This window comes from Rhizobium sp. CECT 9324, assembly GCF_918741265.1.
GTDB lineage: Bacteria > Pseudomonadota > Alphaproteobacteria > Rhizobiales > Rhizobiaceae > Allorhizobium.
On sequence record NZ_CAKKMZ010000001.1, the window covers coordinates 3665135 to 3687416 of the forward strand.

General features: G+C 62.4%; 18 protein-coding genes and 1 pseudogene. 7 read left to right on the forward strand and 12 right to left on the reverse strand.

What is annotated here, in order from left to right; translation table 11 throughout:
• Positions 1-19 precede the first annotated feature (19 nt).
• From LQ231_RS17795 to LQ231_RS17805, 3 genes are all read right to left on the reverse strand, one after another.
• Positions 20-682: an exopolysaccharide biosynthesis protein gene (locus LQ231_RS17795; protein WP_230172622.1), complete on the reverse strand. Its 663-nt coding sequence runs from the start codon at positions 680-682 to the stop codon at positions 20-22.
• 118 nt (positions 683-800) lie between these two features.
• The gene (locus LQ231_RS17800; protein ID WP_230172623.1) at positions 801-2636 is read right to left on the reverse strand and encodes an ABC transporter ATP-binding protein; all 1836 of its coding nucleotides are present in this window, start codon (positions 2634-2636) and stop codon (positions 801-803) included.
• Positions 2637-2682: 46 nt separating this feature from the next.
• Positions 2683-3846 carry a M20 aminoacylase family protein gene (locus LQ231_RS17805; protein WP_230172624.1) on the reverse strand — a complete coding sequence of 388 codons (1164 nt, stop codon included), beginning with the start codon at positions 3844-3846 and terminating at the stop codon, positions 2683-2685.
• A 316-nt stretch (positions 3847-4162) separates the two neighbouring features.
• Between LQ231_RS17805 and LQ231_RS17810 the strand changes: the two genes are divergently transcribed.
• The 3 genes from LQ231_RS17810 (at position 4163) to LQ231_RS17820 (ending at position 7867) form a co-directional block, all read left to right on the forward strand.
• Positions 4163-5869: a peptide ABC transporter substrate-binding protein gene (locus tag LQ231_RS17810; RefSeq protein WP_230172627.1), complete on the forward strand. Its 1707-nt coding sequence runs from the start codon at positions 4163-4165 to the stop codon at positions 5867-5869.
• A 74-nt stretch (positions 5870-5943) separates the two neighbouring features.
• Complete coding sequence (locus LQ231_RS17815; protein WP_230172629.1) at positions 5944-6954, forward strand: ABC transporter permease; 1011 nt, start codon at positions 5944-5946, stop codon at positions 6952-6954.
• Positions 6947-7867, forward strand: a complete 921-nt coding sequence (locus LQ231_RS17820) for an ABC transporter permease (protein ID WP_230172630.1) — start codon at positions 6947-6949, stop codon at positions 7865-7867. The genes LQ231_RS17815 and LQ231_RS17820 overlap by 8 nt, the downstream gene beginning before the upstream one ends.
• Before the next feature lie 115 nt (positions 7868-7982).
• On the opposite strand, the gene LQ231_RS17825 is transcribed toward LQ231_RS17820, so the two are convergent.
• Positions 7983-8609: a hypothetical protein gene (locus LQ231_RS17825; protein ID WP_230172631.1), complete on the reverse strand. Its 627-nt coding sequence runs from the start codon at positions 8607-8609 to the stop codon at positions 7983-7985.
• A 325-nt stretch (positions 8610-8934) separates the two neighbouring features.
• Positions 8935-9144: pseudogene (locus LQ231_RS17830) on the reverse strand (MBL fold metallo-hydrolase); the annotation flags it as partial.
• Between the two features lie 101 nt (positions 9145-9245).
• Here LQ231_RS17830 and LQ231_RS17835 point away from each other — a divergent pair.
• The 4 genes from LQ231_RS17835 (at position 9246) to LQ231_RS17850 (ending at position 14264) form a co-directional block, all read left to right on the forward strand.
• Positions 9246-10244 carry a P1 family peptidase gene (locus LQ231_RS17835; RefSeq protein WP_230172632.1) on the forward strand — a complete coding sequence of 333 codons (999 nt, stop codon included), beginning with the start codon at positions 9246-9248 and terminating at the stop codon, positions 10242-10244.
• Positions 10245-10395: 151 nt separating this feature from the next.
• A complete protein-coding gene (locus LQ231_RS17840) occupies positions 10396-11793 on the forward strand; it encodes a bifunctional enoyl-CoA hydratase/phosphate acetyltransferase (RefSeq protein ID WP_230172633.1) in 1398 nt (465 codons plus the stop codon).
• Complete coding sequence (locus LQ231_RS17845; RefSeq protein WP_230172634.1) at positions 11790-12974, forward strand: acetate/propionate family kinase; 1185 nt, start codon at positions 11790-11792, stop codon at positions 12972-12974. Before LQ231_RS17840 ends, LQ231_RS17845 begins: the two co-directional genes overlap by 4 nt.
• A 96-nt stretch (positions 12975-13070) precedes the next feature.
• Positions 13071-14264: an alpha-D-ribose 1-methylphosphonate 5-triphosphate diphosphatase gene (locus LQ231_RS17850; RefSeq protein WP_230172636.1), complete on the forward strand. Its 1194-nt coding sequence runs from the start codon at positions 13071-13073 to the stop codon at positions 14262-14264.
• A gap of 47 nt (positions 14265-14311) precedes the next feature.
• Here LQ231_RS17850 and LQ231_RS17855 read toward each other — a convergent pair whose 3' ends face one another.
• The 7 genes from LQ231_RS17855 to LQ231_RS17885 all read right to left on the reverse strand — a co-directional run bounded on the left by LQ231_RS17855 (position 14312) and on the right by LQ231_RS17885 (position 22215).
• Entirely contained in the window at positions 14312-15061 is a 750-nt protein-coding gene (locus LQ231_RS17855) for an ABC transporter ATP-binding protein (RefSeq protein WP_230172639.1), read from the reverse strand.
• Positions 15058-15891, reverse strand: coding sequence for an ABC transporter ATP-binding protein (locus tag LQ231_RS17860; RefSeq protein WP_230172640.1), 834 nt, complete (start codon positions 15889-15891; stop codon positions 15058-15060). Before LQ231_RS17860 ends, LQ231_RS17855 begins: the two co-directional genes overlap by 4 nt.
• Positions 15888-16820, reverse strand: a complete 933-nt coding sequence (locus LQ231_RS17865; protein WP_113142269.1) for an ABC transporter permease — start codon at positions 16818-16820, stop codon at positions 15888-15890. The genes LQ231_RS17860 and LQ231_RS17865 overlap by 4 nt, the downstream gene beginning before the upstream one ends.
• Positions 16817-17821 carry an ABC transporter permease gene (locus LQ231_RS17870; RefSeq protein WP_230173404.1) on the reverse strand — a complete coding sequence of 335 codons (1005 nt, stop codon included), beginning with the start codon at positions 17819-17821 and terminating at the stop codon, positions 16817-16819. The genes LQ231_RS17865 and LQ231_RS17870 overlap by 4 nt, the downstream gene beginning before the upstream one ends.
• A gap of 68 nt (positions 17822-17889) precedes the next feature.
• Positions 17890-19530: an ABC transporter substrate-binding protein gene (locus LQ231_RS17875; RefSeq protein WP_230172642.1), complete on the reverse strand. Its 1641-nt coding sequence runs from the start codon at positions 19528-19530 to the stop codon at positions 17890-17892.
• Positions 19531-19582: 52 nt separating this feature from the next.
• A complete protein-coding gene (locus LQ231_RS17880; RefSeq protein ID WP_230172644.1) occupies positions 19583-20635 on the reverse strand; it encodes a dipeptidase in 1053 nt (350 codons plus the stop codon).
• A gap of 155 nt (positions 20636-20790) precedes the next feature.
• A complete protein-coding gene (locus LQ231_RS17885) occupies positions 20791-22215 on the reverse strand; it encodes an amidase (protein ID WP_230172646.1) in 1425 nt (474 codons plus the stop codon).
• Positions 22216-22282: the final 67 nt, after the last annotated feature.

The window sequence follows — 22282 nt, forward strand, 5'->3', positions numbered from 1 at the left end:
CGGCACCTATGGATGGGAGTTAGAAAAACGTTGCGGACACGAGCAGGATGATCCCCTTCACGATCGCAAACAAGACGCCGGCGACCACCACGAGCGATACCACGAAGGTGACTAGGCCGAACAGGATGCAAAGCCCGTCGCGCTCCAGAATGCCGAACGAGAACAGACAAATGGCAATCGCCGGCAGGATATTGCCGAGCGGGATCGGCAGCGCCAGAATGATCGCCAGGATCAGGCAGAGCAGCCCCGTCAGATATTCCACCGGGGGATAGACGAGATAGGTCATGCGCGGACGCAGCATGCGCTCGCCACGCGCCAGCCAGGGCGAAATGCGCCGCACGATCGCGGCAAAATCCTCGCGCGTCATCGATCGATTGGCGATGATCTTCGGCAGCCAGGGCGACTGGCCGAGCATCAGTTGCGCTGCCAGAAAGACCAGCGGCGCGCCGGTGATCGCAGACGTTCCCGGTGGGGTCGGGACGACATTCGGTATCGCGAAGATGAGAAGCAGTGCGCCGAAGGCGCGGTCACCCATTGCGGTGAAAATATCGGCAACCGACACACGCGCCCGATCGCCGTCCTGCGCGATGTCGGACAGGATCTCCGAGAGACGTCGTCCACGCTTGCGATGACTGCCGTCCGGCAAAGGATCGTCGGCGAGCCCGCCATCCGCATCAATCATGCTTCATTCCTGCACTGTCCCGATTGCCTCGTGTACCCGAGACTTATCGCCAGACAATGACGGATGTTGGATTAACGGCGCAGAAAATCGTCAATCAAACCTTGGTGTTCACGGTCCACTATAGCTGCACCAGATGGCCGGCACCGACGTCGCGGTATTGCCGCACCGGCGGCTGGAATCCGAGCGGCCGGATCGGGCTCTTGATTTCGTCGGTCGACAGGTTGCGCTTGACCCGCCGCCTTGACGGATCCGGCACCGGCACGGCCGCCATCAGCTTCTTCGTATAGGCATGTTGCGGATTTTCGAACACCGCCTGGCGCGGCCCGATCTCGACGATCTCGCCAAGATACATCACCGCCACCCGGTGGCTGACCCGCTCGACCACCGCCATGTCATGGCTGATGAACAGATAGGCGAGATTGAAGCTTTGCTGCAGGTCGAGCAGCAGATTGCAGACCTGCGCCTTGATCGACACATCGAGCGCCGAGACCGCCTCGTCGGCGACGATCACCTTCGGATCGAGCATCAGCGAGCGGGCAATGGCGATGCGCTGGCGCTGCCCCCCGGAAAACTCGTGGGGATAGCGCGGCATCATGTCGGCGCCGAGACCGACACGCTCCAGAAGGTTGGCCGCCTTTTCGCGCGCCTGCGCCTTGCTGCCGAGCTGGTGCTCGATGAACGGCTCCATCACCGCCTGGCCGACGCTCATGCGTGGATCGAGGCTGGCGAACGGATCCTGGAACACCATCTGGATGCTGCGCCGCATGCGCCGCAGCGCCATGCTGTCGAGGGACGCCACATTGTAGCCGTCCATCGAGATCTGCCCGGATGTCGGCTCGACCAGCCGGGTGATCGAACGACCGGTGGTCGACTTGCCGCAGCCGGATTCGCCCACCAAGGCCAGGGTTTCGCCGGGACGCAAATCGAAGGAGACATTCTCGACCGCATGCACGGCACCGCTCTTGCGACCAAGCAGGCCGGACCGAATGTCGAATCGCGTCGTCATGTTCTTCACTTCGAGGATCGGCCGGTTGGCTTCATTGACGCCTGCAGCCTCGGTCTCGGGCACCAAAGTCTCACCGCTCCTGATATCGATGACCGGAAAGCGCATCGGTCGCTCCCGCCCGCCCATCGAGCCGAGCTTCGGTACGGCCGAGAGCAGTGCACGCGTATAGGGATGTGTGCCACGGTTGAAGATCGCGTCGGTCGTTCCGGTCTCGACCGCCTCGCCACGGAACATCACGATCGTCCGGTCGGACACTTCCGCCACCACGCCCATGTCATGGGTGATGAACAGCACGGCCATGTCTTCCTCGTCCTGCAGTGACTTCAGCAGGTCGAGGATCTGCCCCTGGATCGTCACGTCGAGTGCCGTCGTCGGTTCGTCGGCAATCAGCAGCTTCGGCTTCGAGGCGAGCGCCATCGCGATCATCACCCGCTGGCGCATACCGCCGGAAAACTGGTGCGGATAGTCGTCGAAACGGCTCCTGGAATTGGGGATGCGAACCTTGTCGAGCAGCCGCAGCACCTCCGCCTTGGCCTCTGCATTCGAGACATTCTGGTGGCAGGTGATCGCTTCGGCGATCTGTTTGCCGATCGGGAAGATCGGATTGAGGCTGGTCATCGGCTCCTGGAAGATCATCGCGATCTCGTTGCCGCGCACCCGGCGCATGGCCTCCGGCTCGAGCGTCAGCAGTTCGCGCCCAAGCAGTTTGACACTGCCCTCGATCCGGCTGGAGGCCGAAGGCAAAAGCCGCATGACCGACAGAGACGTAACGCTCTTGCCCGAGCCCGATTCGCCGACGATCGCAACCGTCTCCTTCGGCGCGATATCGAAGCTCATATTGCGCACGACCGAGCGCCATTCCGGACCGACCCGGAACGATATCGTCAGATCGCGCACGGACAACACGGGCGCGATGGCACTGCCGGTTCCAGTTTCCATTTCAGCCATGTCCCGTTCCCCTGTTCTTATGTCGTCGAGATCTGCTGCGGATGGATCAGGCGGCGAGCGCCGTTTCGGCCAGCGTCACCCAGTAGCTGATGCCATAGGGGATCGCCTCGTCGTTGAAATCATAAGCCGAATTGTGCAGGTTCGCCGTATCGCCATTGCCGATGAACACGAAGGCGCCCGGACGCGCTTCCAGCATGTAGGAAAAATCTTCCGCGCCCATGGCCGGCGGGAATTCGTCGCTGACGGCCTGGGCGCCAGCCACCTTGCGCAACACATCGAGGGCGAAGTCTGTTTCGGCATGGTGGTTGAAGGTGACCGGATAGCCGCGGTGGTAACGCACCTCCGCCCTGGCACCCATCGCCATGGCGATGCCGGTGGCGATCTCGCTAAGGCGTTTTTCCGCCATGTCGCGCAGGTCGGGAAGCAGGGTGCGAACCGTGCCCGAAAGCTTCACGCCGTCCGGAATGACGTTATAGGCGTCGCCGCCATGGATCTTGGTGACGGTGACGACCACGGAATTGAGCGGATCGGTTTCGCGCGCGGCGATCGATTGAAGTGCTACGACCACCTGCGCTGCCGCCAGCACCGGATCGATGCTCTTGTGCGGCTGGGCGGCATGGCCGCTGCGACCATGGATCTCGATGTCGAACTGGTCGGCCGCAGCCATCACCGAGCCGCGGCGGGTGGCAAAGCTTCCAACCTTCATGCCCGGGTGATTGTGCATGCCGTAGACTTGGCTGATGCCGAAGGTCTCCATCATGCCGTCGGCGACCATTTCCCGGCCGCCGCCGCCGCCCTCTTCGGCCGGCTGGAAGATCACCGCGATCGAGCCGCGAAAATTGCGCGTCTCGGCCAGATATTTGGCCGCCCCGAGCAGCATGGCCGTGTGGCCGTCATGGCCGCAGGCATGCATCTTGCCCGGCGTCTTCGACGCCCAGTCCTTGCCGCTCGCCTCGAGGATCGGCAGGGCGTCCATGTCGGCGCGAAAGCCGATCGCCGGGCCGTCACCGCGATTGCCCTTGATCAGGCCGACGACCCCGGTCCGGCCGATGCCGGTCTTGACGATGTCGCAGCCGAATTCCGTCAGCTTGTCGGCAACAAAGGCCGCCGTCCCATGCACATCGAACAAAAGCTCGGGGTTCTCGTGCAGATGACGCCGCCATTCGGCGACCTCCGGCTGGAGTTCGCTGGCGCGATTGAGAACTGGCATGAAAGACCTCTTTTTAGACATTGCTCCCGACAGGATGCGCCCATACTGGCCTGCGAATTTCGCCTTTTGCAAGCTTGAAATTTCCGTCTTGCATGGAAAATAGGCTTGTGTTTACATGGCCTAAATTTTCACCAGACGGATGAGGCTTTGCCTTGCCCGCGGCGGATTCCGTGACCCGTCGCGCATCACAAAACGGCGATTTTTTCTATATAAGACAATAAGATAAGCGGTTGACATTTTCCAGCTGGACTGGCCACATCTCGACCCGGCGCCTAAAGGTGCCGAAGCTCCTACAATAATAAATGGGGAACAGCTTATGAAGAAACTGCACCTTATCCTTGCGGCGTCGGCTGCCGCATTGACCATTTCCGGCGCCCCGGCCATGGCCGATCGCGGCACCGACGGCGACCTCAAGATCATCTTCTGGCAGGCCGTGTCGACGATGAATCCTTATCTGTCCGGTGGCACCAAGGAAGTCTATGGCGCTTCCATGGTGATCGAGCCGCTGGCCCGCTACGACGAGACCGGCGCCTTGGTGCCGATGCTCGCAACCGAGATCCCGACGGTCGAGAATGGTGGCGTCGCCGCCGACCTGAAGAGCATCACCTGGAAGCTGAAGCCGGACCTGAAATGGTCGGACGGCACGCCGGTGACAGCCGAGGACGCGATCTTCACCTGGAAATACTGCACGGCGCCGGACGGCGGCTGCGCCCAGGGTGCCTATTTCGAGGGTGTCAGCAATGTCGAGGCTGTCGACGCCTCGACCATCAAGATCTCCTTCACCGACCCGAAGCCCTATCCCTACAGCGCGCTGGTCGGCGGCCAGTCGCCGCTGATCCAGGCGGCCCAGTTCAAGGATTGCCTCGGTATCAAGGCGCCGGAATGCACGTCGGCCAATTTCGGCCCGATCGGCACCGGCCCGTTTGTCGTCAAGGAATTCAAGCCGAACGACGTGGTGACCTTCACCGCCAACCCGAACTACCGCGACGCCGCCAAGCCGGCCTTTGCCACAGCCACCCTCAAGGGCGGCGGTGATGCCGCCTCGGCTGCCCGCTCGGTTCTGGAAACCGGCGAATTTGACTATGCCTGGAACATGCAGGTCGAGCCGGAAGTGCTGGCGACCATGATGCAGGCCGGCAAGGGCAAGATCGAGGTTGCCTTCGGCACCCAGGTCGAGCGTATCGACCTCAACCCCTTCGGCGTCGATCCGTCGCTCGGCGACAAGCGCTCGACCAAGGAGGCCGGCCCGCACCCGGCTCTGAAGGACCCGGCCGTGCGCAAGGCGCTGTCGCTCGCCATCGACCGCGACATCATCGATGAAGCCGGTTACGGCGACAACGGCAAGCCGACCTGCAACATCCTGCCGGCGCCCGATATCTATGTCTCGACGGCGGTCGACTGGTGCCTGAAGCAGGATGTCGAGGCAGCCACCAAGCTGCTCGACGATGCCGGCTGGAAGATGGGCAGCGACGGCATCCGCGAAAAGGACGGCGTCAAGCTTTCCTTCCTCTACCAGACCTCGACCAATTCGGTGCGCCAGGCAACCCAGGCGCTGGTCAAGGACATGTGGAGCCAGATCGGCGTCACCGTCGAACTGCGCAATGTCTCGGCCAACGTCTTCTTCGGCGGCGACCCGGCATCGCCGGACACGTTCCAGAAGTTCATGGCCGACGTGCAGATGTATACCAACAACTTCGACGGCACCGATCCGGAAAAATACATGGCCGGCTGGATGTGCGACAAGATCCCGAGCCCGGCCAGCGGCTGGCAGGGTGAAAACATCGTCCGCTACTGCAACCCGGAATACGACGCCCTGGTCAAGGAACTCGGCAAGACCGGCAAGCTCGAGGACCGCGCCGTGATCGCCAAGAAGCTCAACGACATGCTGAGCAATGACGTGGCGCAGATCCCGCTGATCCATCGCGGTCAGCCGTCTGCCGTCTCTGCGACGCTGGAAGGCGTCAAGATGAATGCCTGGGACAGCGAACTCTGGAACGTCGCCGACTGGTCGCGCAAGAAATAATGCCGCCTCGCCGGGCCTTGGCAAGACGCCGGGCCCGGCGATCGCATGTCTCGTGACAGCCTGGAGACCATCCGATGTTCACCTTTACGATTCGGCGATTGCTGTTTGCAATCCCGACATTGCTGGCGATCAGCTTCATCATTTTTGCGCTGCTCGATCTTGCCCCCAGCGATCCGCTGAGCGACCTGCCGCTGACCATTCCGCCCGAGGTGCGCGAGCAGATCCGCGCCGCCATGGGCCTCGATCAGCCCTTCCTCATCCGCTACATGAAATGGCTGCAGCAGTTCTTCATCAATGAACCGCTCAACATCTTCGAGCAACTCACCGGGCTGACCATCGGCACCGGCGAGCGCATGCGCGTTCTGTCCTGGGCCACCCGCAGCCCCGTGGTCGACCTGATCGTCCAGCGCCTGCCGCAGACGCTCTGGGTCGTCGGCCTGTCCTATCTGTTCGGCGTTCTGCTGGCGATCCCGATCGGCGTCATCTCCGCCTATCGCCAGTATTCGATCTTCGACCAGATCGGCACCTTCGTCGCGATGGTCGGCTATTCCGTTCCGACCTTCTTCACCGGCGTATTGCTGATCGTCGTCTTCTCCTCCTGGCTGCAATGGTTCCCGTCGATCTACGACACCAATCTGGTCGTCGACAGCTGGTCGAGTTTTGTCATGCAGGTGAAGCAGATGTTCCTGCCGGTGCTGGTGCTGACGCTCTACAACACCTCGCAGATCAGCCGCTTCGTCCGCGCCTCGATGCTCGACAACCTGCATATGGACTATGTGCGCACAGCCCGCGCCAAGGGCGTCAAGGAAAAGGTCGTGCTCCTGGTACACGTCCTGCGCAACAGCCTGATTCCGGTCGTCACCGTGATCGCGCTTGGTGTTCCCACCATCTTTTCCGGCGCCATCATCACCGAACAGGTGTTCCGGGTGAACGGCCTCGGCCAACTGCTGATCACCGCGATCCAGGGCGCCGACATCCCGCTCGTCCAGACGCTCACCTTCATCTTCGCTGTGCTGATCGTTCTCTTCAACCTGATTGCCGACGTTCTCTACGGCATCCTTGACCCGAGGATTCGCTATGACTGATGCGGCCATCCCGACAACGCTTGCGACACGGCCGAAAAGCGGCAATTTCTGGCTGCTGCTCTGGCGCCAGTTCCGCGCCCATCCCGGCGGCGTCGCCGGCCTGATCGTCTTTTCCTTCATCGTGATTGCGGTCTATGTCGGCCCCTTCATCCACACGATCGACCCCAACAAGATCGACATCAAGGCGAAGAACCAGGGGCCGTCCTTTGCCCATCCCTTCGGCACCGACAATCTCGGCCACGACATGCTGGCCCAGGTCATGGCCGGCGGGCAGATCTCGCTGGCCGTCGGCATGACCGCCATGTCGCTGGCACTGCTGGTCGGAACGCTGGTCGGCGTGCTGTCGGGTTATTCGAAGAAGCTCGACGGCCCGCTGATGCGCATCACCGACCTCTTCCTCGCCCTGCCGCTGCTGCCGCTGCTGCTGGTGATCATCATGCTGTTCCGCGACACGCTGCGCGCCGCCTTCGGCCCGGAGACCGGCATCTTCATCCTGATCGTCTTCGTCATCGGCATCACCAGCTGGATGCACACCGCCCGCATCGTGCGCGGCGACGTGCTGGCGGTCAAAAGCCAGGAATATATCCTGGCGGCCAAGTCGAGCGGCATGCGCGAATACAGGATCATCCTCAAGCACATCCTGCCCAACGTCATGTCCTCGATCATGGTCTCGGCAACGCTCGGCATCGCGTCTGCGATCATCACCGAATCCGCCCTGTCCTTCCTCGGCCTCGGCTTCCCCTCCGACTTCCCGACCTGGGGCCGCCTGCTGTTCGACGGCGCAAACTTCCTGCAGATCAACCCGTCGCGCGTCCTCTGGCCGGGCCTGGCGATCTCGCTGACGGTCTTGAGCGTGAACTATATCGGCGACGCGATCCGGGACGCGCTGGATCCGCGGGCGTTGAAGCATTGAGGGGTAGCATCAGCTCAGATGAAACTATGTAAATTTCGCGACCGCATGGCTGGAATGCTAGAATCAACCGGTCGCACTTCGAATAGCAGCAGAGCCTTAGATCTAATAACAAATTCTATGAACCAAGAACCTTAACCAAAGGACCGGTTCCAATTTTTGCAATTTTATTATCTAGCTGTTCCTTCTGCAGAAGTAGATCTGACGAACTCTTCTTAAGGCTCCACAAACAGAAAAGACCGGAGACACTTTTATAGTAAGATTCTCCACATATAGCTAATATCCAGAGATTTCTCTCTACTGAAAACATATATGTCGTACCAATAGAGTTGTAGGCGACGTCGCAATCAGCCAATCCTGAAACGAACGGAACAGCAAAAGCTTCAAGTTTGTTGAATGCAACCGTGGCACCATTACCTAGCTCCAGCAATGCCTTCGCCAGATTTGGGTCACTATTTATCTTTATTGATATTTTATTATCATTTATTTCGAAGCTGGTTGACTTCCAAATGCTCTCAAGTTCGAGCTCTTTGATCTTCTTATCAAGCTCGTTAAGTGCTGGTATCACCTCTCCAAGATAAAAGTCTACTCTCTCGGCTGCCAGTCGATAAGCGTCCCGCTTTGCACTCATTTTCGCAGAACTTTTGGCGATGTTGAGCTGCTTCAAACCGATAGCAGCGATAATCGCAAGAAGCGGGCCACCAGAAATGAAATAAACCAATTCCAAGACATCACGAAGCGTCAAGTCTACCTAGCCCCTCTTTAGTTGTAGAAGAAACCAAACACACCCTTTAATAAATCATTTAAATTGATCGCCGTGAAGAGACGATACTCCAAGAGGAGCGAAATTTAAAAAATGCTCGTGCTAACTCCAGGCTCCTCACCGCTTAACATCTCCCTTGCCACGAACCAACTGCCGCACGCCCAGACCACGCCCGCCGCCCAGCCGCCGAGCATGTCGGCCGTGTAAAGCACGCAGAGAAAGATGCATCTCGGGCCAATGATCGCGGTGAGGAAGACGCCTCATCATGCCCGCGCGCCGCTCAACCTCGCGGCCGCCGGGGCGGACCTCAGTTCTGCAAGGCCCAGTCTGCTGTCTGCCAGCGCAGTTGCCCACCATCAGCGACGACACGGCCGAGCCCGGGGAAGGGCATGTGGGTGGCGGCGATGAGCGCGCCTTCGGCCGCCGCTTGCGGGAAAAATCGATCGCGCATCGCCTTGGCCGCTGCCGGGTCCTGTTCGAACAGGAGGAACACATCGGTCGCGGCAGGATGCACGATCCACCGACGGTCCAACCATCACAACCGCAAAAATCCCCCTCCCCTTGATCCCGCCACCTTCTCCCGCCACTCTCCGCCCACCCATCCGGAGACCCCGCACCATGCCCCAAGCGCCCCTCAACCTCGTGACCGATGTCGACGGTGTCTCCGTCGGCCATGCGACCGATCTGGAACTCGGGTCCGGCGTCACCGTCATCCTGTTCGACGAACCGGCGGCAGCCTCCGGCACCGTGCTCGGCGGCGCACCGGGGGGACGGGATGTCAGCCTGCTCGATCCGTCGATGACAGTGCAGCAGGTCGATGCCTTCGTGCTCTCGGGCGGCTCCGCCTTCGGGCTCGATGCGGCCGGAGGCGTGCAGTCGGGCTTGCGGGCCATAGGGCGAGGCTTTCCGGTTGGCCCGGTCAATGTGCCGATCGTGCCGCAGGCGATCCTCATGGATCTGCTCAACGGCGGCAACAAGGATTGGGGTCTGCACTCGCCCTACCGGGACATGGGTTATGCCGCATTTGCCGCCTGCGCCAAGGGATCGTTCGAGCTTGGCACCGTCGGCGCCGGCGCCGGCGCCACCACCGCCAATTTCAAGGGCGGCATCGGCTCGGCCAGTGCCGTGTCGTCCGCGGGGCATACGATTGGCGCACTCGTTGCCGTCAACGCCATGGGCTCGGGGACGATAGGCGACGGTCCGCATTTCTGGGCGGCACCGTTCGAGGAAGGCGATGAATTCGGCGGCCTCGGCCTGCCCACGGCGATCAGCGCTGCCGACCGCGCCATGGCCATCAAGGGCGTGCGGCTGACGGCAACCACCATCGGCGCCGTCGTCACCGATGCAGCGCTGAGCAAAGCCGACCTGCACCGGCTGTCGATCACCGCCCATGACGGCCTTGCCCGCGCCGTCCTGCCGGCCCATCTGCCGCTCGACGGCGACACCATCTTTGCCGCCTCGACCGGCAGGCGGGTCGTGTCCGGCTCTGCCGACCTGATGGAACTCTGCCATCTCGCCACGTTGGTCACGGCCCGCGCGATAGCCCGCGGCGTGCATGCCGCAACAGCCTTGCCTTATCCGGGCGCACAGGCCGCCTGGCGCGACCGCTGGGCTTGAGCGGGCGGTTAGACTTTAGCCCCGGCGCATTTGCGATAAGTCAAAGACAGGCACCAAAACCGGCGGGATAGTGCCGCCATATTGCAACGCAACATTGCGACACGGCCCGGCAGACCGCATGATGATCCGCCAGGAACCGGGACGATTTCAGATGGATGACATAGCCGACATGGAAAAGCCGATCCTCACCAACCGCACCTTCGAGGAACTGAAGGTCGGCGACAGCGCAGCACTCACGCGGCTGATCGGGCCTGACGATATCGAACTCTTCGCCGCCCTGTCCGGCGACCACAATCCGGTTCCGCTTGGCCAGTCGCTGATCCCCGCCGGCATGGTTTCGGCCGTGCTCGACACCCGCCTGCCCGGCCCCGGCACCGTCTATCTTGGCCAGGATCTGCAGTTCCAGAAGTCGCTCGCTCCCGGCGACACGATCACCGCCACCGTCACCCTTGTCCAGAAACAGGCCGACGGCCAGACGGTGATCTTTGACACGCGCTGCGTCAACCAGCATGGCGAAACGGTGCTGGCCGGACAGGCCCGCGTCAGGGCGCCGCAACGACGTGTCGTCTGGTCGGAAAATTCCATTCCCGACGTCTCGCTGCAGCGCCATGATCGCTTCGACGCGATTGTCGCCGAAGCCAAGGCCCTGCCGATGCTGAGGACGGCGCTCGTCCATCCCTGCACGCCCGATGTGATCGAGGCCGCCGTCGAGATCCGTGACGAAGGCCTGATGGAGCCGATCCTGATCGGCCCGGAAGCCAAGATCCGTGCAGCGGCGGCCGAGGCCGGCATCTCGCTCGACGGCTTCGAGATCCTGTCGACCGAACACAGCCACGCGGCGGCAGCGCTGGCCATCGAGCTTGCCATTGCCGGCAAGGTCGGCTCGGTGATGAAAGGCAGCCTGCATTCCGACGAAATCCTCGGCGCAGTCGTTGCCGGCGGCTCGGGCCTGCGCACCGAACGGCGCATCAGCCATGTCTATGTCATGGACGTGCCGGCCTATTCGAAGCTGCTGATCGTTACCGACGCGGCGATCAACATCGCCCCGACGCTAGACCAGAAACGTGACATCTGCCAGAACGCCATCGACCTGATGCATATGCTCGGCGTCGCCAATCCCAAGGTGGCGGTGCTGGCAGCCGTGGAAACGGTCAATGACAAGATGCCGGCGACGCTGGATGCGGCAGCGCTCACCGTCATGGCGGCCCGCGGCCAGATCAGGGGTGCGCTGGTCGATGGACCGCTCGCCTTCGACAATGCCATCAGCATGGAGGCGGCGCGCACCAAGGGCATCGTCTCACAGGTTGCCGGCGATGCCGACATCCTGCTGGTGCCGGATCTCGAAGCCGGCAATATGCTGGCCAAGCAGCTGCTCTATTTCGCCAATGCCGATGCGGCAGCGCTGGTGCTCGGCGCCCGCGTGCCGATCATCCTGACCAGCCGTTCCGACAGCCTGCGGGTGCGCATGACGTCTGCGGCGCTGGCCAAGCTCGTGGCGGCGAGACGCGCTGCCGTGCCAAAACCAGATCTGGGGCTGATCATTGCATGAGTGACAAACTGCTGCTGACATTCAATGCCGGTTCCTCGTCGGTGAAGATCGGCCTGTTTGTCCGCGAGAATGGCCGGGCGCGGCGCATCGGCAAGGGCATGATCGACTTCCGCCACCAGCCGCTGACCTTTCATCTGGTGGAGGGACCGCAGATCTTCAACGTGCCGCTCGTAGCGAAAAGCGATGACTTGCTGCACGATGTGCTGGAAGAAACCTTCGCATGGCTGGCCAGGCACTATGATCTCGATGCCGTGACCGCCGCAGGCCACCGGGTGGTGCATGGTGGCGACCGCTTCGCCGATCCGGTGCTGGTCACCGACGAGAGCACGGCTGCCATCGCGGCGCTGATCCCGCTGGCGCCCCTGCACCAGCCGCAGAACATCAGGCTGATCCAGGCGATCCACGACCTGAGACCCTGCCTGCCGCAGACCGTGTCCTTCGACACCGCCTTTCATCGCAGCCAGAGCGAGACCGTGCAGCGCTTTGCTATCCCGCGCGAATGGTTCGACAAGGGCATCAAGCGCTACGGGTTTCACGGCCTGTCCTATGCCTATATCGCGCGCGCCCTGAAGGCGCTGGAACCGGAACGCGCCGGCGGCAAAGCAGTTGTCGCCCATCTCGGCAGCGGCGCCAGCCTCTGCGCCATGGAGCATGGCATCAGCCGCGACACCTCGATGGGCTTTTCCACCATCGATGGCGTGCCGATGGCAACCCGCAGCGGCGCCATCGATCCCGGCATCTTCTTCCACCTGATCCATGGCCACGGCCTGACTGTCGATCAGGTCGAGACGATGATCTACCAGCAGTCCGGCCTGCTTGGCCTGTCCGGCATCAGTGCCGACAGCCGCGTGCTGCTGGAAAGCGACGCGCACCAGGCCCGCGAGGCGATCGATGTCTTCACCTTGCGCATTGCCGGCGAAGTGGCGCGATTGTCAGCCACGCTCGGCGGGCTCGACACGCTGGTCTTCACCGCCGGCATCGGCGAGAACCAGCCGGCGATCCGCAAGGCGGTCTGCGACCGGCTGGTCTTCATCGGTCTGGCGATCGACACGCGCGCCAATGCGCAGAATGCAGCAGTGATCTCGACGGCCTCCAGCCGGATCACGGTCCGCGTCATCGCAACCGACGAGGAACAGGTGATTGCCGACGATATGCTGGCCGTGCTCGATCGACTGAGTTAGGCCCCAATCGGTCGCGGCTGACAACAAACCGTCATGAAGCGCGCTTAGAGACGGGCCGACAATCGGGTCAAATCAGTCGAGACGGGAGCACGCCACATGCTGCAGGAGATGAATGCAACGGGTGAGGCCGAGCGCCACGCGAACCGCACCGCCATCGTCATCACCAATGCCCGCGTCGTCCTGCCCGGTCATGTCATGCATGGCACGGTCATAGTCGAGAACGGCCTGATCACCGAGATCCACGAAGGTCCGTCGCGGCTCGAAGGCGCCATCGATTTTGCCGGCGACTATCTGCTGCCTGGCCTCGTCGACATCCACACAGACCATTTCGAAAAGCACATCTATCCGCGCGCCCATGTGCGCTGGGATTTCATGCGGGCTGCCCTTGCCCACGACGCGCAGATCATCGGCGGTGGCGTCACAACCGTTTTCGACAGCCTCTGCGTCGGCGCCACCACCGACAATCCGCACCGCGCCGAAATCCTGACGCCGATGATCGAGGCGCTGGAACAGGCAACGGCCGCCGGCATGTTGCGCGCCGAACACCTGGTGCATCTGCGCTGCGAGATCACCGACCCGGCAACGCCGGCACTGACGGCCGCCAATATCGACCGTCCCATCGTCCGGGTCATGTCGGTGATGGAGCACCTGCCCGGTATCCGCCAGAGCCGCGACATCGACGGCTATGTCGCCCGTGCCGCCAAATCCACCGGCGAAAGCCCGGACCTGGTGCGCGAAAAGATCAAGGTCCTGGTGGCCGAGAAGGGCGAGATCGGCGCCGCCATCCGGCCGGAAATCGTGGCGCTTGCCCGCGCACGCGGCCTGCCGCTGATGAGCCATGACGATACCGATATCGAACACATTGACGAGGCGCTGGCCGATGGCGTCAGCATTTCCGAATTCCCCTGCTCGATCGAGGCAGCACAAGCCGCACGCGACAAGGGGCTGGGCATCGTCGCCGGCGCGCCGAACATCCTGCGCGGCGGCTCGCAGTCCGGCAATATCGCCGTGCGCGACCTGCTGACCGCCGATCTCGTCGATATCCTGGCATCCGACTATGTGCCGCGTTCGCTGCTCGATGCGGCCTTCATGATCGCCGCCGATCCGGGCCTCAGCTACGACCTGCCGCGCTCCGTGGCCATGGTCACCCGGGCACCGGCACTGGCCGGCGGGCTGAAGGATCGCGGCGAAATTTCGCTCGGCCTGCGCGCCGACCTGATCCGCACCGACCTGCACGACGGTCATCCGTTCCTGAAGTCCGCCTGGCGGTCGGGGATGCGGGTGGCCTAAGCCACCCGGAACGATCAGCGGCGCCCAGGATCAGTTGCGCGCCCGGATCAGTCGCGGCGAAAACCCTCGCTGGCGGTTAGAAGCTGGCGCGTGTAGTCGGTGGAAAAGTCACGGCTGCGCAACTGCTCGACCGACAGGGTCTCGACCACCTTGCCCGATTTCATCACCACCAGCTTTTCGCACATATGGCTGATCACCGAGAGATCGTGGCTGACCATGACGAAGGTCAGGCCGCGATCCTTGCGCACCTGCTCGAGCAGATTGAGGATCTCCGCCTGGATCGAGGCATCGAGCGCCGAGGTCGGTTCGTCGAGCAGCAGGATCTGCGGTTCGAGGATCAGCGCCCGGGCAATGGCGATGCGCTGGCGCTGGCCGCCCGACAGCTGGTGCGAAAAGCGGAAGCGGAAACCGCTGCCGAGGCCCACCTCGTCGAGCGCGCGCGCGATGCGCACCTCCGCATCCTGTATGCCATGGATCGCCAGCGGCTCGAGCAGCAGCCGATCGACCGTCTGGCGCGGATGCAGCGAGCCGTAGGGATCCTGGAAGACCATCTGGACGGTGCGGTAGAATTCGCGGTCACGCCGGCGGCCGCTATAGCTCTTGCCGCTCACCGTCAGCGTGCCCTCATCGAACGGGTTCAGCCCGGCCACGGCACGCAGAAGCGTCGATTTGCCCGAACCGGATTCGCCGACGATGCCGAAGGACTGGCCGGTCTCGACATCGAGGCTGACGGTATCGAGCGCGCGGAAACCGTCGAAACGCACGATCATGTCACGGATGGACAGGGACAGTTTCATAGCTTCCACTCCGCCTGGCGTTCCAGCACCGGCAGCGGATGCCGATCGGCCGCGATCTGGGGCAGGCAGTTCAACAGGCCCTGGGTATAGGGATGTCTGGCCTCGGACAATTTCGATGCCTCGATCTCTTCGACCACCTTGCCGGCATACATCACCAGAACCCGGTCGCAGAAGGACGAGACGAGCCTGAGGTCGTGGCTGATGAAGATCAGCCCCATGCCGCGCTCGGACACCAGCTTGTCGAGAATGGCCAGCACTTCGAGCTGTACGGTGACGTCGAGCGACGATGTCGGCTCGTCGGCGATCAGCAGTTCCGGACCGCAGACCAGCATCATCGCGATCATCACGCGCTGGCCCATGCCGCCGGAAACCTCGTGCGGATAGAGGTCGAAGACACGCTCCGGGTCGCGGATCTGTACCGCTTCCAGCATTGCAAGCGCTCGGGCGCGCGCCTCGCTCCGCGAGATCCGCTCGTGGGTCCGCAGCGTTTCCATGATCTGCCGGCCGATCGGCATGACCGGATTGAGCGAATATTTCGGATCCTGCAGGATCATCGCCAGGCGCTTGCCACGCAGGCTTCGACGCTGCGAGGCTGACGCCTTGAGCAGATCGGTTTCGCCGAACGCGAGCCTGTCGGCGGTGATCAGGGCGTGCCCCGGCGTCAGCCCCATGATGGCGCGGCCGGTCTGCGACTTGCCCGAGCCGGATTCGCCGACGATCCCAAGACGCTCCTTACCGAGGGTGAAATTTACCCCGCGCACCGCCTCGATGGTGCCGGTGCGGGTTGGAAAACTGACCCTCAGGTTTTCGACTGTCAGAAGCGGCGTCATTGGCCGGCCTCCTTCGGATCGAGCGCATCGCGAAGCCCGTCGCCCAAAAGGTTGAAGCCGAGCGAGACGATCAGGATGGCAAAGCCCGGCATGGCGGCAACCCACCATTGGTCGAGGATGAAGCGGCGACCGGATGCGATCATCGCGCCCCATTCGGGCAGCGGCGGCTGGGCACCGAGACCGAGGAAGCCGAGGCCGGCGGCCGTCAGGATGATGCCCGCCATGTCGAGCGTCACGCGCACGATCAGCGACGACATGCAGAGCGGAATGATGTGGAAGAGCACGATGCGCAGCGGCGAGGCTCCCATCAGCTTGACCGCCGAGATATAGTCGGAATTGCGGAAGGTCATGGTTTCGGCGCGCGCGATGCGGGCATAGGGCGGCCAGGACGTGATCGCGATGGCAAGAACCGCATTTTCGATGCCCGGACCAAGGGCTGCAACCAGCGCCAGCGCCAGAACCAGTTTCGGAAAGGCGAGAAAGATGTCGGTGATGCGCATCAGCACCGCATCGACCCAGCCACCGGCATAACCGGCAACCGTCCCGACGATCAACCCGATCGGTGCGGCGATGATCGCGACCAATGCGATGACGAACAGCGTCAGCCGCGAGCCATGGATCAGCCTCGACAGGATATCGCGCCCCTGGTCATCGGTGCCGAGCAGGTATCCTTCGGTTCCCGGCGGCAGCAGGCGCGCATTGCGCAGGTCGCCCTGCACAGGCGAATGCGGCGCCAGAATATCGGCAAAGGCGGCAACAAACAGCAACGCGATCAGGATGGCGAGACCGAACAACGCCAGCCGGTTTTCGGAGAACCGCCGCCAGATCATGTAGAGGCGGCCGCAGCGGGCCTGCCAGCGCGACTGCGGCCGGTCGGAGAGAAGCCATTGGCGAAGGCTCGGTTTTGCCGTGAGATCGGATCCGGTCATCGGCTGCGCGTCCTCGGGTCAAGCATGCGGTACAGAACGTCCGACAGGAGATTGATGGCGATGAATACGGAACCGATGACAATGGTCCCGCCGAGCACCGCATTCATGTCGGCATTCTGCAGCGAATTTGTGATGTAGAGGCCAAGGCCCGGCCAGGAGAAGATCGTCTCCGTCAGCACCGAGCCTTCCAGCAGGCCGGCATAGGAGAGCCCGATCACGGTGAGCAGCGGCACGGCGGCATTGCGCAGCGCATGGAACCAGATGATCCGCGTTTCCGACAGTCCCTTGGCCCGGGCCGCGACGATATATTCCTGCGAAAGCTCGTTCAGCATGAAGGAGCGCGTCATGCGGCTGATATAGGCGAGCGAAAAATACCCGAGCAGCGCGCCGGGAAGGATGATGTGGCGAAACAGGTCCCACAACACGTCCCACTGCCGCTGCATGGCGGCGTCGAGAAGGTAGAAGCCGGTGACCGGCGTGAAGCTGTATTCATAGACGATATCGACGCGCCCCGGATAGGCGACCCAGTTGAGCTTGGCATAGAAGAACAAGAGCGCCAGAAGGCCGAGCCAGAAGATCGGCACGGAATAGCCGATCAGCCCGATCACGCGCACGATCTGGTCGGCGATCGAGCCGCGCTTGACGGCGGCCAGAATGCCGAGCGGCACGCCGAACAAGACGCCGATGATCGTGCCGACCGTCGCAAGCTCCATGGTCGCGGGAAACACCCGGGCGATATCGGTCAGCACCGGATTGGTGGTCAGCACAGACGTGCCGAAATCGCCACTGAGCACCTGGCGAATGTAGATGAAGAACTGTTCGTAGAGCGGCAGGTTCAGGCCGAGTTCCTCGCGCACGCGTTCGACGACATGCGCCGGCGCACGATCGCCGACAATGGCGAGCGCAGGATCGATCGGCACCACGCGGCCGATGAAAAAGGTCACGGCCAGAAGGCCGAGATAGGTCGTCAGCACCGTCAGAATGAATTTCGACAGCGACATGGCAAGCGCCGAGGCGCGCGCGCTATTGCGCCGCGCCTCGGTCCGATTGGAGACATCCGTCAAGGGGATCAGTCCTTGGAGACGGTGTAGACGAAGTTGGTGTCGAAGCTCGGTCCGAGCTTGTAATCCTTCACCTTGTCCGAATAGCCGGCGATTTCCGTCTGCTGGAAGATCATCACGAACGGGCCGGTTGCGAGGACCTGCTTCTGCAGGTCTTCATAGATCGCCGCACGTTTTGCCGTGTCCTTCTCGAGCAGCGCGGCCTGGGTCTTGGCCGAAAGCTCCGTCGGGTCCCAGGCATTGCGCCATGCGAGCGTCTTGTTCTTGCCTTCGTCGGAATTGTCCGGGTTGAAGGTGAAGGTCTCGGCATTCGAGTTCGGGTCGAAATAGTCCGAACCCCACTGGCCGATATAGATGTCGTGCTGGCGGGCGCGGAATTTGGTCAGCGTCTGCTTACCATCACCCGGGATGATTTCCAGCTTGATGCCGGCCTGGGCCAGCGTCTGCTGGACGTTTTCGGCAATGCCGGTAACCGGCTGGGTGTTGCGCACGTCCATGGTCACGGTGAAGCCGTCGGCCAGACCGGCCTTGGCCAGCAGTTCCTTCGCCTTGGCCACGTCGAGCTTGTAGGGCTTGTCCTCAAGCGCGCCGAGCTGGCCGGACGGCAGGAAGGTCTGGTGGATCGAGCCGATGCCCTTGATCAGCGTTTCGCCGAGCGCATCGTAATCGACCAGATACTTGAAGGCCTCAATGACTTCCGGCTTGGCCAGGTTCGGGTTCTTCTGGTTCAGGCTGAAGTAATACAGCGTGCCCTTCGGTGCCGACGTGGTGGCAATGCCTTCCTTCTTCGATACCGCCTCGAAATCGCCCGGCTCGAGATTGCGTGCAACGTCGATATCGCCGTTTTCAAGCGCCAGACGCTGGCCGGCACTTTCCTTCATGTAGCGATAGATGACGCGGGCAAGCTTTGCCTTTTCGCCATAGAAGTTGTCGTTGCGCTCGAGCACGACCACTTCGTTGGCGCGCCATTCGCGGATCTTGAACGGACCCGAGCCGGCATAGCCGGTCTTGAGGAATTCGTTACCGAAATCGGTGTCATACTTGTATTCGGCCGTCGGCGTCATCGCCTTGGCCTTCTCGGTGACCAGCACCTTGTCGACGACTGAGGCAACCGTGGAGGTCAGCACGTTGAGCACGAAGCTCGGTGCATAGGCCTTGTCGACGGTCAGAACGAAGGTCGTGTCGTCGGTGGCCTTTGCCTTTTCGGTGACATTGTCACCGGTAAGGCCGAACTGGGTGAGCAGGAAGGCCGGCGACTTGTCGAGCTTGACCGCACGTTCGAACGAATAGGCGACGTCTGCCGCCGTGATCGGATTGCCGGAGGCAAACTTCAGGCCGGACTTGAGCTTGAATGTATAGGTCAGGCCGTCGTCGGAGGTGGTCCAGCTTTCTGCGAGGTCGCCGATGACCTTCGACGTGTCGGCCGGATCGAGCGCGACCAGCTTGCTATAGGTGTTGGCAGTCACTTCCGCCGTCGAGATTTCGAAGGCTTCGCCCGGATCGAGCGTGATGATGTCGTCGATCGCCCAGGCCAGAACCAGCGTATCGGCCGGCGTCGCGGCATAGGCCTGCGGCGCGCCCGCCAGGATCAGCGCGAGCGCCGCGCTGGTCGTCATCAACTTCAAGCGTTTATTGAATGAATTCATCATCCGATTATTCCCCTTCTTGGTTGTTGGTGGATAACGATCGTATGGCGCGGCACTATTCGTGCCAGGCCGATGCGAGTACTCTCAGCCAGTTTTCCCGGCAGATCTTGTCCAGGTCTTCGCCACCGTAGCCAGCAGCCTTCAGCGCTTCAACCAGCTTTTGATTGCCGGCCGCATCAGAAATTTCCGCTGGGATGGTCGCACCGTCGAAATCGGAGCCGATGGCCACGCAATCGATGCCCATGCGCTCGACCAGATAGTCGATATGCTGGACCATGGCAGCTACCGGCGTATCGGCGCTGTCGCGCGCATCCGGCCGCAGCATGGTGACGGCATAGTTCAGGCCGACCAGACCCCGGCTCTCCTTGATCGCATCCAGCTGCTTGTCCGTCAGGTTGCGCGCGACCGGCGTCAGCGCATGGACATTGGAATGGCTGGCAATCAGCGGCTGGTCGGTGATCCCAGCCACGTCCCAGAAGCCCTTTTCGGTAATGTGCGCCAGATCGATCAGAATGCCCAGTTCATTGCAACGCTTGACCAGCGCCACGCCGGCATCCGTCAGACCGGGGCCTGTATCGGGCGACATCGGATAGGCGAACGGCACGCCATGGCCGAAGATATTGTTGCGACTCCAGACCGGACCCAGCGAACGCAGGCCCGAGGCATGGAAGGTTTCCAGCACATCGAGATCCCGGTCGATCGCCTCGCAGCCCTCCATATGCAGAACGGCGGCGAACACCCCTTGCGCCATGGCCTGGCGGATGTCGGCCGTCGAACGGCAAAGCCTCCAGGCCCCGGCACGATCGAGACGCTGCGCCACAGATGCCATTTCGAGCGCGATATCGAGCGACCGCTGCCGGTCCAATGGCGGATCGAGCGGCGTGACATAGTGGCCCGCAGCGTCCGGCTCCTGCAACGAGAAATCATGCGGCGACGGAATGTAGATGGCGCAGAGCCCGCCAGCCAGCCCGCCAGCCTTTGCGCGCGGCCCGTCGATATGGCCAGCCGTCGTGCCCTGGGTGAATTCAACGACCGGATCTGTCCCGTCCTTGCGGCTGCGCCACAGGCGAAGCAACACGTCGTTATGGCCGTCGAAGATCAAGTCCATGAAAATGAATTCCGCTTTTCAGTCAAACAGGAGGAGAAGCACGGTCCCCGTGATCGGGGGCTGGCAGAGTTAAGTGACGGTAGAACCGTGCTTTCAGATGGTAGGACCAAATCCCATCGATATTCAAGGGTGAAAAAATTTTACCCCAAATGAAACTATTCGAGCTTTGGAAGGTGGCCAAGCCATTCGGTCGCCTGCTCGTAGAGTGCCGCCAGCGACAGCACTTCGCTGTCGCAACGTGGGCGGCCGATCAGCTGGAATCCGGTCGGCAAGCCATGCGCATTGAAGCCGGCCGGCAATGCCGCCACCGGCAGACCGGCCATGCTTGGTCCGATCACGACTTCCATCCAGCGATGATAGGTATCCATGTGTCGGCCCGCAATTAGCCGCGGCCAGGGAATATCCGCGTCGAAGGGAAAGACCTGTGCGGCGGGTGCGATCAGGTAGTCGTAGCGATCGAAAAGCGTGAGCATCGCCTGGTACCAGAGTGTGCGCAGCACCGAGGCATCATAGACCTCGCTGGCCGATACCTTGAGCCCCATTCGGACTTCATGGAGGATCTCCGGCTTGAGAGAGCCGCGCTTGCCGGGGTCCTCGTAAAACTCGCGCATGCTGCCGGCGGTGAAGAAGCTGCGCAACGTCGTCCAGGCCCACCACAGCCGTTCCATGTCGAACGCGGGCATGGCCTTTTCGACCACGAAGCCAAGCCCCTCGAACACCTTCAAGGCCTTCTCCGACAGCGACAGCACGCCCGGCTCGAACGGCAGATAGCCATCGTAGTCGCCAAGCCAGCCGATCCGGCCGCCCGCTTTGGCGATGGCTGGATCGAGCGCGATCGGTGCGCTGTCATAGGACGACGGATCGCGCCGGTCATAGCCGGACTGGGTATTCAGCAGCGCCACCACGTCGGCCACAGAGCGTCCCATCGGACCGGTTACCGCCAGCTGGTTGAGATAGGCGTCGCGGCCCGGCAGCGACGGCACCCGGCCAAAGCTGGGGCGAAAGCCGATGACATTGTTGAAGGCGGCCGGATTGCGCAACGAGCCCATCATGTCGCTGCCGTCGGCAACCGGCACAAGCCGCGCGGCCAGCGCCGCCCCCGCCCCGCCGCTCGATCCGCCGGCCGAGCGGCTGAGGTCGTAGGAATTACGGGTCGTGCCGAAAACCGGATTGTAGCTATGCGACCCAAAGCCCCATTCCGGCGTATTGGTCTTGCCGATGATGATCGCGCCGGCAGCCCGGATCCGCTCCACCTGGATCTCGTCGAAATCGGGAACGAAGTCGCGAAACAGCGGCGAACCATAGGTACACACGATGCCGGCCACTTCGGACAGGTCCTTGATGGCAATCGGCAAGCCGTGCATCCAGCCACGACTGCGACCGGCCGCCCGCTCGCGGTCGGCAGCCTGCGCCTCGGTCAGCAATTCGTCGTCCGGCCGCAGGCTGACGATCGCGTTGATCTTCGGGTTCAGCGCGTGGATGCGCTTGAGATAGGCCGCCATCACCGCCTCGGCCGTGAGTTCACCGGACTGGATGGCGGCGGAAAGCGCGGTTGCGCCAAGGGCGGTCGGATCGGTCAAGGCAGGCTCCCGAATGGCGGCATGGCGGACGCCGAATGATGGCCGAAGCGTCGCTGCCGTGTGTTGG